17 protein-coding genes are annotated in these 8,923 nt (G+C 29.2%); all 17 read right to left on the reverse strand.

Features of this window, described 5'->3' with window-relative positions; all coding sequences use genetic code 11:
- Window positions 1–541 precede the first annotated feature (541 nt).
- Window positions 542–1,684: a hypothetical protein gene (locus tag C8D70_RS20440; RefSeq protein WP_110368516.1), complete on the reverse strand. Its 1,143-nt coding sequence runs from the start codon at window positions 1,682–1,684 to the stop codon at window positions 542–544.
- Between the two features lie 89 nt (window positions 1,685–1,773).
- The gene (locus C8D70_RS20445) at window positions 1,774–2,316 is read right to left on the reverse strand and encodes a hypothetical protein (protein WP_110368517.1); all 543 of its coding nucleotides are present in this window, start codon (window positions 2,314–2,316) and stop codon (window positions 1,774–1,776) included.
- 1 nt (window position 2,317) lies between these two features.
- Window positions 2,318–2,557 carry a hypothetical protein gene (locus tag C8D70_RS20450; protein WP_110368518.1) on the reverse strand — a complete coding sequence of 80 codons (240 nt, stop codon included), beginning with the start codon at window positions 2,555–2,557 and terminating at the stop codon, window positions 2,318–2,320.
- A gap of 11 nt (window positions 2,558–2,568) precedes the next feature.
- A complete protein-coding gene (locus tag C8D70_RS20455; protein ID WP_110368519.1) occupies window positions 2,569–3,063 on the reverse strand; it encodes a hypothetical protein in 495 nt (164 codons plus the stop codon).
- Between the two features lie 2 nt (window positions 3,064–3,065).
- On the reverse strand, window positions 3,066–3,656 hold the full coding sequence (locus C8D70_RS20460) for a ParA family protein (RefSeq protein WP_110368520.1): 591 nt from the start codon (window positions 3,654–3,656) through the stop codon (window positions 3,066–3,068).
- A gap of 3 nt (window positions 3,657–3,659) precedes the next feature.
- Window positions 3,660–3,920 (reverse strand): hypothetical protein, encoded by a 261-nt coding sequence (locus tag C8D70_RS20465; protein WP_110368521.1) that lies wholly within the window; start codon window positions 3,918–3,920, stop codon window positions 3,660–3,662.
- 16 nt (window positions 3,921–3,936) lie between these two features.
- Window positions 3,937–4,164, reverse strand: coding sequence for a hypothetical protein (locus C8D70_RS20470; protein ID WP_110368522.1), 228 nt, complete (start codon window positions 4,162–4,164; stop codon window positions 3,937–3,939).
- A gap of 380 nt (window positions 4,165–4,544) precedes the next feature.
- Window positions 4,545–4,844, reverse strand: coding sequence for a hypothetical protein (locus C8D70_RS20475; RefSeq protein WP_110368523.1), 300 nt, complete (start codon window positions 4,842–4,844; stop codon window positions 4,545–4,547).
- Between the two features lie 52 nt (window positions 4,845–4,896).
- A complete protein-coding gene (locus tag C8D70_RS20480) occupies window positions 4,897–5,196 on the reverse strand; it encodes a hypothetical protein (protein ID WP_110368524.1) in 300 nt (99 codons plus the stop codon).
- A gap of 81 nt (window positions 5,197–5,277) precedes the next feature.
- Entirely contained in the window at window positions 5,278–6,051 is a 774-nt protein-coding gene (locus tag C8D70_RS20485; RefSeq protein ID WP_110368525.1) for a GLPGLI family protein, read from the reverse strand.
- Window positions 6,052–6,129: 78 nt separating this feature from the next.
- Window positions 6,130–6,477 carry a hypothetical protein gene (locus tag C8D70_RS20490; RefSeq protein WP_110368526.1) on the reverse strand — a complete coding sequence of 116 codons (348 nt, stop codon included), beginning with the start codon at window positions 6,475–6,477 and terminating at the stop codon, window positions 6,130–6,132.
- A gap of 1 nt (window position 6,478) precedes the next feature.
- On the reverse strand, window positions 6,479–6,718 hold the full coding sequence (locus C8D70_RS20495; RefSeq protein WP_110368527.1) for a hypothetical protein: 240 nt from the start codon (window positions 6,716–6,718) through the stop codon (window positions 6,479–6,481).
- A 212-nt stretch (window positions 6,719–6,930) separates the two neighbouring features.
- Window positions 6,931–7,197, reverse strand: a complete 267-nt coding sequence (locus C8D70_RS20500) for a hypothetical protein (protein ID WP_110368528.1) — start codon at window positions 7,195–7,197, stop codon at window positions 6,931–6,933.
- 1 nt (window position 7,198) lies between these two features.
- A complete protein-coding gene (locus C8D70_RS20505; protein WP_110368529.1) occupies window positions 7,199–7,525 on the reverse strand; it encodes a hypothetical protein in 327 nt (108 codons plus the stop codon).
- Window positions 7,526–7,535: 10 nt separating this feature from the next.
- The gene (locus C8D70_RS20510) at window positions 7,536–8,003 is read right to left on the reverse strand and encodes a hypothetical protein (RefSeq protein WP_110368530.1); all 468 of its coding nucleotides are present in this window, start codon (window positions 8,001–8,003) and stop codon (window positions 7,536–7,538) included.
- 1 nt (window position 8,004) lies between these two features.
- The gene (locus C8D70_RS20515; RefSeq protein ID WP_110368531.1) at window positions 8,005–8,280 is read right to left on the reverse strand and encodes a hypothetical protein; all 276 of its coding nucleotides are present in this window, start codon (window positions 8,278–8,280) and stop codon (window positions 8,005–8,007) included.
- A gap of 162 nt (window positions 8,281–8,442) precedes the next feature.
- Window positions 8,443–8,808, reverse strand: coding sequence for a DUF6876 family protein (locus C8D70_RS20520; protein WP_110368532.1), 366 nt, complete (start codon window positions 8,806–8,808; stop codon window positions 8,443–8,445).
- Between the last annotated feature and the right edge of the window lie 115 nt (window positions 8,809–8,923).

An 8,923-nucleotide genomic window follows, 5' to 3' on the forward strand; every position in this document is an offset into this window, starting at 1 on the left:
CGGCATGTCTGAAATCCTTTTCAGGAGATAAATATTTAACAAAAAAGTCCAAAGAGATAATCTCATTGAAAAGATTGAGTAGTGAAAGCTTGGGTCCCCCTGGACATCGCCCGATAATTTGCGGAAACATCTAATTTCTTTTTCATAGATAAAAACTATGAAAAGTCTATCTCTTTGGACTTTATATTTAAAAATTAACTATAGGTATCAATTGGACTTTAGATTATATATTAACTAAACTTCCTTTTATTTTTTTTAAAAGATTAAAACGTTTACTACTATTACTTTATTAGGAGCGGAAAAATCACCATGTAATGAACTGATTTTAAATCAATAGCAAAAACCATCCGGTAAAATGGGTTGGGGTAAATGTAAAATGAGTGGGGGTAAATGTAAAATGAGTGGGGGTAAATGTAAAATCCGGTGGGGGTAAATGTAAAATCCGGTGGGGGTAAATGTAAAATCCGGTGGGGGTATAATTGTTGGTAAATTGGATGGGGGTACAATTGTTAGTAAGTAGAGTGGGGGTAAATTCCCCACTCTATAGAAGGTCATTGTCAGTACATTTTCCAATAAACCATTTAAAATACTCATCACCAATTAGTCCTCTAACTTCCTTTCCTTTTGAACTAGTAACTATAGACATTCTTTGATAGCCATATTGGTCAAATTTTCTCTTTATCATACCAAACTGCTGTTCTGAAACTTTTCGCGTCTTTTTGATATGTTTAAGAGCGTTTTTGCATTTATAACTGTTTTCGTCTTTTACTTCTATTCCAATTGTATTTCTTGTAGCATAAAGTTCAAAACTTACTGTTTTATCTGCTTTTATACTAAATCCAAATGATTCTGAACTGGTTTCATTAAGAGAGTCTCTTAATCTTTCTAAAAAAGGTTCCAGTAAAGAAGGTTTATTATAATGTTGTCCTAGCATCTGATCAGATACTAATTTTTCTATTTTTATTGTACCCCCACCCGTTTTACCAAACTTCCTTTTTAGATATAAAAAAAAGTTAAGTGGAACTTCTGAACTATTTTCAAAAACAATTGTTCTGTGTACATTTGAATATCCATTAACATTATTAATAAGCATTTCAGCGGTTTCTTTACTTATATAAAATCTTATATAAGAACTACCTTTATCAAATATTGGATTAACTATAAAATTGGAAGATAATATTTCTTTTTTATCATTAGATTCAACTTCGTGATCTCCCAATTTTTTAAGTACATCTAATTGCTTTCTAAATAAATCATTACTCTTTACCTTAATATTCCCATTATCATTAAGAGCTTTTGTCGTTATGACAAATTGCAACATAGAAAAATTATCTGCAAAGTATTTTTCTTCGATGATAGCTAGTTTTTTTCCAGCTTCTAACAGTCTCCTTTTTTCAATATCTGCTTTTTCTATTTCTCGTATAGTGGTTATTTTTCCTTTTTCATAATCTAAAATTAATTCATCCCTCATTTGAGCCTGAATATCTTCATACTTTGGTTTAAAAACCTGAATGGTTTTAAGCATTTCCACCATACAGAAAATGATACGGTGTCCATAAATATTAATTTTTTTTACAGCTTCTTTACCTCCTAAAAAATCTGCGAAAGCATTTGAATAGGCAGTTGTTTTCTGAGGTTCATAATTATCTAGCTTTAAGGAATTTTTTTTATTTTTTTCATTCATAATTTTTTTGTATATTTGTGATGCAAAGAGATAAACATATCTCAAAAATTTAAAGTAAAATGTCTTTTTCTAAGGAATTAGGCATTTTTTTATGGATAATCCTGACTAGGTTCCGTCCCCTCTCTTACTACTCTTTCTATCAAAATTTTCTCCTGGCTGAACTTTCCAACTTCTAGTTCATCAATTACAATTAAGTGTCCTTTATTGGTATAATAGTCAAACAAACCCTTTCTGTTATCAACAACAGCTCTGTTATATATATCCTCCGGAATTGTAAAATACTCATTAGAAATATCCAAAATCACTTTATTAGAAAAATTAATATTTCTTATAATTTCAAATCCGTTTCTTTCAAAAATAAAGTTCGCAATTATTCCGGTATTTTTTGAATTGGGCCTATATTTCAAAAATAACCTTACAGCCTTAATACTCAATACCTGTCTATTATAAACGATTTCCACAAGGCTTTTATCTGATTTACGATAAATAGAGTAATAATCCCAAAAGTTTTTATAAATACCTTTTAAATTTCGGTGAGCCTTGAAAATGCCAGTATTGACATTATGCCATTTCAGTTCTGCCTTATTATGCATTTTAATAACAATATTATAACGTTGGGCTTTCGTGGCCATATCATTTTATTTCTTTAGATGAAATTATTTGATTTTTATAATAGGTAATGGAATCATTTTCAAAACGGTCGCTATATTCTCTCAAACTATCTTTAATAACCTTGTCCTGGGTTAAAGAAATCTCATATAATTTTTTTGACGGGGGAGCAAAGAATTTATGTAAAATAATATAAATTCCCAATCCAATAGGAACAGAAATTATTATTGCCATCGCCAATGATTTTAATTTATCTGAATCCATAAATAAAAAGATTAAAATATATTTTTATTATTTTTTCTTATGGCATCCATAAGGTCAGCCATCAGGTCTACCCTGGAATACTTAGTATTTCTTTCAGCAATCATTTTATGATAAATGAAATCATTCAATAAGTCCTTATCTTCTATGGAAATTACAGCAGTAGTTGATTTAATTATATCCAGTTCGGAAGTTTGATCTTTTCTTCCAACTGCTAATTTTACAACAGGCATCCCTCTCTTAATGTCTTTCTGTTCCGTAAGTAAATGAATACCTTCAGTTATAGCATCCGACATTTTGTAATTGAGATTTTTTTTATCTACAATCATGTAATTAATAAAAGTCAATAAATCTTCGTAATCCTTCATATAAATACGGAGATTTAATTTGTAAGTTTCCGGATCTGAAGTATTAGTTTTTACCGGTACAACTTTTTGTACCGGTGTTTTTACTTCAGTTTCTTTAGCTTTATCTAATAGTGCTGAAAAGTCTTTCTTAATTTTTGCCATTTTTAATTCATTTTAAAAGAGAAATTTATAATTTCCTCCGTTAGTTCATTTATTTGATTTTGAGCATTTTCACTGTCTTCTACTCCATTTACTAATCCTGATCGGGTGATGGCCACAAGGTCAGATACCTTAGTATCTGCAACCTTTATTTCATACTCAGTTAATTTTTCCTTGATTTCAGAGGTTAACGTAGTATTGGGTTTAACCATATTAAAGACAATCATTGATTTGTCTTCCCCTCCTGTCTGCTTAATAAGATCAATTGTAGATTCTATGGCCAGAAAATCAAAAAAACCTGCCTTTGTAGGAATTATGATTGCATCCGACATTTTAATAAGCTTTGGAAGGTTTTCAGATAAATAAGGTGGTGTATCTATGAAAAGAAAATCCAAATCCTTTTTTATAAGTTCATCCAGTTTATCAGCCGTATGGATAGGAACGTCAGAAATTCCCCGGATTTTTAATAGAGAACCTTGATAGTCCATATCTACAATTTCCACATTTGCAGAATCCTTAAGATTACAAGCTATGTTAAATGTGAGGGTAGATTTTCCCACCCCTCCTTTTTGATGTATTACTGAAATGATTTTCATATTTTATTCCTGATTAGTTATTATTGATTTGATACCGTCAAAAACAATATCATATTTTTGATATTTATTTTTAAGTTTAATTTCCCTGGCTTTACTTGCTTGCAGTTCTTTTTCCAGGGCCTCTATTTTCTCTTTTTGTTCAAAAAAGTCGTAGATTGCCATAACAAAGGCTTTGGAATTGGTTTTTTCCCCTCTTTGTTTTTTATATTCTAACAGCTTCTCTTCATCTAGAGATGATAGATTTTTAATTTTAGTTTCTGCCATAAAAAGAGCTATTAAATTAATATACTTCAGTTTGTTCCACCTCTTGTATGATACGGCAAGTATCACCCACATAAAATGCCCATTCCTGCTCATTTACGTCTGTAAAATACACCCAGTTATTAGGATAAAGACTACCTAAATAGGTTTTTCCTACTTCAATGGTAGAACCTGTTTTTCTAGTGTCTATAATTTCCAATACCTCAAATAAGACAGTTTTGTTTTGTTGTTCAGATTGATTATTCATATCGAAAAATTTAAAGTGTTGTATTAAATTCTATAACATGGTAAAGATACAAAAATAAACCAAATAAACAAAATATTTATTACATTTATTTGATTAAACATTTCTATTATCTTTATCTCTATCATAGTTTTTCTCAATTAATTAAAAACCTCTTTATTCAAGAGGTTATAAATTTTATCGTCAAATTTTCATTCCGGAGGATCTTCCTGGTTTCTTTTTTGTCGCCAAATTTTCATTCAACTTTCCGGATCTGCTTTCTCCAGGAAAAATTTTTGTCGACTTTTATTTTTGAAGGGATTTATCTATATTTGTTTTTATTCTCAATTACCATTTGAGTTTCATGGTTATTAGTTTTTATCCTCGCATAATACGAGGATTTTTTATGTATAACCTTTACGTTCAGTATAAATACCTACAATATGAGTAAAGTAAGTTTTAATTTCAGTTTTAGGTTCTGTAAAAACTTCACTACGAATAATGCACCCAATTTTATAAATTCCAAATTTATCAAGTTTTTCAGTCTGAGAAATATACTTATTGTAAAAAGAAATTTCAAAAACTTCTGCTTTTCTTCTATGCAAAGCCAAAACCTCAATAGTTAACTTTCTATCTCCTGTTGACCACACCTCTAAATCATGAAAATTCAAAATTTTGCAGGTTAAAAAAAAATCAATTTCCATATAAAAAAAGGAGTGTTAAAATAACACTCCTAAATTATTATAATAAAATTGATTAACAATCTCCATAAGAAGAATTAACTGCAAAAGCTAGCTCCCTAATAAATCCGGGACTGCCGTCTGCATTATCAGATTGAAAAAATACTGTATTTGTTCCTCCGCACGCATTTTGATAAGAAACAGACCACCAAGCAAAAAAAGCTGTTAATGCTTGTTTTTGTTCTTTTGTTAATTCCTTAACTTCAGTAACCTGAGTAGCTTTTTCTTCTGAAGTTTTTTCTTTTACTTCTTCTTTAGTATTTGCAAATGTAAGGCAGGATAAAAGTAAAGCTCCTGTAAAAAATAATTTTTTCATAATTAATATTTTTATTGTTAATGAGTGTTAAATTTATAAAATAATCTTAAACCACCAAATTAATTTTTATTAAAAAATTAATCAATCAAGGAAAGTATTGATTTTTTTAATCCTTTCCGTCATCATTTTAGTTTTATCATTACCGTTTTCATCTAAAACCTTTAAATTTCCATTGTACATGGATGGATTTTCTGAATAATTTTTTCTAGCTTCTAAGAACTGTTTTTTAGATTTTGCCTTTATATCATCCCCATAACCTAAAGGTTCTATTGTTTCTTCAGACTTTTTAATTTCTGTAGCGTAAATTTCTATTGTTTTTGTTTTATTGTAAACTTCCAATACTAGACCTGAAAGTCCTTTGAACCTGAAAGGCCCATCTGATATGGGAATATCAGGCGAAAACCAAGCAAAAAAAGTATCTCCTGTATCAGTTATAGTTTTAGCTAATCTTACCTTAAACCCTTTTATATTTTTCACGTCTTCTAAAATCTGCCATTGTAATTTAGGTTCTTCAAAAGTGAATACATATTTCCCTATTGGTAAAGATGCTGTAAGAGTTTCATTTTCTTTGTATACACTAGCAACTGATTTAGGATATCTAGGTATTGCCCCGAATGAAGTATTTATTTTCTGTGTGGATGTTCCGCTGTAAAAAGCTTTTGCTTCTCTATTAAAATATACTGACTGCTTATTATTACAAAGCAGAGTAGAAGCAAAGTAAGTAACCTTATCTCTGCTCAAGCTGTCAGAAATTAATTTAGTTTCATACTCTATTTCCATGACTGCTTTATTCTCCTGAGCAGATAAACTTAAACTGTAAGATGCTATAATAAAGCAAAATAATTTCTTTTTCATAATATTTGTAATTTACATTGATTTTGAGTATTTTATAATTTCACTATTAACATAATAGGCGTTATGTGAGGAAGGCGATTATAATTTTTCTTCTAAATGAAAAAAAGAAATTTTATCCTTACCATCAGAATTATTCTTGTATAATTTTAACCTATACCGACCCTCTAAACTTTCTTTTAAATCTAAAAATGATTTGTATACTTCCTGCTCATTGTTATATTCATTCTTTAGTAATGATACTTCTTTTTCATTCAAAACTTCATTGAAGAAATCAGAAAAATCATCGTCCCAAATATCAACTGCTGTTCCGGCACTGGTCCAATAGCATACCGAGATATTAAAAGCTGATATTTTTCCATTAATAGGATTTGAATAAATTACGTGGCCATGATCAAACCTAAATTGAGTAATATCTATATCAAACATGTTACTTAATAATTTTCTTTCTTACAGAGACAGGTTGTAGATATTTTACTAAGAAACAGCCAGAAAACCCATCTAAAAAAACGACTTCTTCTCCTGACTTGTCTATATAGCTATTGGTTGAGCACTTCCAAATTTTTTTAAATTCATCCAAAGTTGCTTCATAGCATGAATGCATTACAACTCTATCATTCTTTTTCAAAGTTTCAGTTTTTGTTTTTTGTATTGTTTCTATTGTTTGCATTATATTTTTTTTAAATTGATATTCAGTATTTTATATAATCTCATTTAACATAACTTGGAATTATGAGATTTTTCCGTTTTTTGGTTATGTTTGATTTTCAATGTTTTAGCCCGTGGCGCCCTCCGGTGCTTGCGGAATTTACAAAAAATCCGGATTCCGGCTGAAATATCCATAGTTAAACTAAGAATATAGGTTATAAAATATTTCCTCCGTTACTCGTTTTTTTGCCTTTTCAAATCTCTAGAATGTTTTTTTAAATTATAATGAAAAAATATGAAAAGAGGAAGCTGAATTAAAAGGCAGATAAACAGACTTTTGATATAAATTGCACTTACTACAGCTAATATCATTACAGCAAACATATTTAAAACTAATACTCCATAAGAAAGTCTAGTTTTCTTTTGAGCTTCTGTTAAGTGTGCAGTATTATTTTCAAAATTTCTTAGAAAATAATCCCGAATTTTATTTAAAATTTTCATACTATTCTCTTTTAGCGTTATGTTTAGCAATATGAGCTTCTAACATTTTCTCTGTCGCAATAGCATTAACAAAATGATTTGAAGATTCTTCCCCATAATATTTTAAAGCTATCTCCATCAACTTTAATTGAGATTTGAAAGAAATTTTTGTAAGAAAAAATTCCCAAATCTGCATATAAGTTTGCTCATTCAGGTTTACGTAATTTTCCCAACAATGATTGAATTCTCGTACCGTTTTCATTTCATTGAGCATTTCTGTTGTGTAATTGAAAAAAAGCAAATTAAGAGCTTTTATCCCTATTATTTCTTTTGATAATTCAGTGTTCATAATAATATATTTATTGTGTTACATTTATAAGTTCTGAAAGTCTATCTTTATATTTATCTAAGGTGGTTAATGCCTTTAAATATTTGGGGTTTTCCCAATCAGGAATTAATTTTAGTTGTTCAATTTCCTTATATTGTAAAATTGCATTCTCATACTTAGTAATCATTCTTTTGCAAGTCGTTATATCTTGTTTTGCCTTCCGTTGTTTTAGTATATTAAAATCCTCAACTAATTCCGGTTTTTTTGCTCCCCATTTTATATCAACATCATACCTCGGATACTTTATTTGAAGCAAAGCAGCACAATATTTAAAATACCAGTTCCATTTCTGAAACCAATCAATATTATATCCATACCAATACTTTTTCTCAATAAAAACACCTCCAAATTTCTTTGTATATACTGTAGCTTCAAAAAAATATATTGAATTATTTTCTACTGAATATGTATTTGATAAAAGATAACTTCCTGTTTCCATATTAATACTTTATTAAATGAAATTTTATTTCAATAAAATTACAATCATCCAGGTCAAGACTTGTTAATTCCCAGGAAAAACGAAATTTAAGCAGATTTTCATTAACACACTTTTCATAAAATCGTTTGATCTCAACTATTGAGAACCATCCGTTAATATCTTTTTTCTTAAAAACACGCACTGTAAGCAAATCAGCTTCCAAATTTAATTCTACTTTTTTTGCATTATTAGGTGAAAATATTTTTTCTGCAAGTGTTATAATTTTTGTATTGATCATATTCTATTGATTTTGTTACAATATAGCGAAAGAGACTCGAACTCTTATTTCATTATCTAGGTATCCTATAATTGGTTTAAGCCAATAATTAGACGATATACAATTCTCCTAAGTAAATGTGTCCTACCATTAGACGATCACTATATTTTAAGCTTTTACTGATTAATCTTCACTTGGTAATAAGATTACATTATCTTTTTTAAGCATGATTAATTCTCTAAAGAAAAAATCAGAAAATTCGATTTCCTGGGTGGCCAGGGCTTCTCCATTATCCAAATTAGAAGCGGTCACCAAAAATTGAGTATCCTCAATCCTTTCCAGTTTCCATTTTTGATAAGGCGCATTTTTGAAATTTTCTTGGGATTGGTAACTGCAAATTACATCCAGGAACCAAAAGCATTTTTCTTTCTCTGCAACTTCTTTAATTCCGTCCGTGATTACAATATCACCAAAGAATTTCCATACTTGTTCTGTTCCGTGGCAATGTCTATAATGATCATTGGCCAATTGTTCTGAGTGTCTTTCCATAACTGCAAAAATTTAAAGTGTTGTTATATTGATTTTTATTACATAGTAAAGGTACGGAAATAAACCGAATAAACCAAATATTTATTACATTTATTCATTAAACGTTTCTATTGTA

This window comes from Chryseobacterium sp. CBTAP 102, assembly GCF_003201365.1.
GTDB classification, from domain to species: Bacteria; Bacteroidota; Bacteroidia; order Flavobacteriales; family Weeksellaceae; genus Chryseobacterium; species Chryseobacterium candidae.

Bases quoted from the DNA above. Each gene is read 5' to 3' on its own strand.
- C8D70_RS20520 (WP_110368532.1), bottom strand. From the start codon at position 8,808: ATGGAAAGACACTCAGAACAATTGGCCAATGATCATTATAGACATTGC.
- C8D70_RS20490 (WP_110368526.1), bottom strand. From the start codon at position 6,477: ATGTTTGATATAGATATTACTCAATTTAGGTTTGATCATGGCCACGTA.
- C8D70_RS20455 (WP_110368519.1), bottom strand. From the start codon at position 3,063: ATGGCAAAAATTAAGAAAGACTTTTCAGCACTATTAGATAAAGCTAAA.
- C8D70_RS20450 (WP_110368518.1), bottom strand. From the start codon at position 2,557: ATGGATTCAGATAAATTAAAATCATTGGCGATGGCAATAATAATTTCT.
- C8D70_RS20465 (WP_110368521.1), bottom strand. From the start codon at position 3,920: ATGGCAGAAACTAAAATTAAAAATCTATCATCTCTAGATGAAGAGAAG.
- C8D70_RS20445 (WP_110368517.1), bottom strand. From the start codon at position 2,316: ATGGCCACGAAAGCCCAACGTTATAATATTGTTATTAAAATGCATAAT.
- C8D70_RS20480 (WP_110368524.1), bottom strand. From the start codon at position 5,196: ATGAAAAAATTATTTTTTACAGGAGCTTTACTTTTATCCTGCCTTACA.
- C8D70_RS20475 (WP_110368523.1), bottom strand. From the start codon at position 4,844: ATGGAAATTGATTTTTTTTTAACCTGCAAAATTTTGAATTTTCATGAT.
- C8D70_RS20470 (WP_110368522.1), bottom strand. From the start codon at position 4,164: ATGAATAATCAATCTGAACAACAAAACAAAACTGTCTTATTTGAGGTA.
- C8D70_RS20505 (WP_110368529.1), bottom strand. From the start codon at position 7,525: ATGAACACTGAATTATCAAAAGAAATAATAGGGATAAAAGCTCTTAAT.
- C8D70_RS20485 (WP_110368525.1), bottom strand. From the start codon at position 6,051: ATGAAAAAGAAATTATTTTGCTTTATTATAGCATCTTACAGTTTAAGT.
- C8D70_RS20440 (WP_110368516.1), bottom strand. From the start codon at position 1,684: ATGAATGAAAAAAATAAAAAAAATTCCTTAAAGCTAGATAATTATGAA.
- C8D70_RS20500 (WP_110368528.1), bottom strand. From the start codon at position 7,197: ATGAAAATTTTAAATAAAATTCGGGATTATTTTCTAAGAAATTTTGAA.
- C8D70_RS20460 (WP_110368520.1), bottom strand. From the start codon at position 3,656: ATGAAAATCATTTCAGTAATACATCAAAAAGGAGGGGTGGGAAAATCT.
- C8D70_RS20515 (WP_110368531.1), bottom strand. From the start codon at position 8,280: ATGATCAATACAAAAATTATAACACTTGCAGAAAAAATATTTTCACCT.
- C8D70_RS20510 (WP_110368530.1), bottom strand. From the start codon at position 8,003: ATGGAAACAGGAAGTTATCTTTTATCAAATACATATTCAGTAGAAAAT.
- C8D70_RS20495 (WP_110368527.1), bottom strand. From the start codon at position 6,718: ATGCAAACAATAGAAACAATACAAAAAACAAAAACTGAAACTTTGAAA.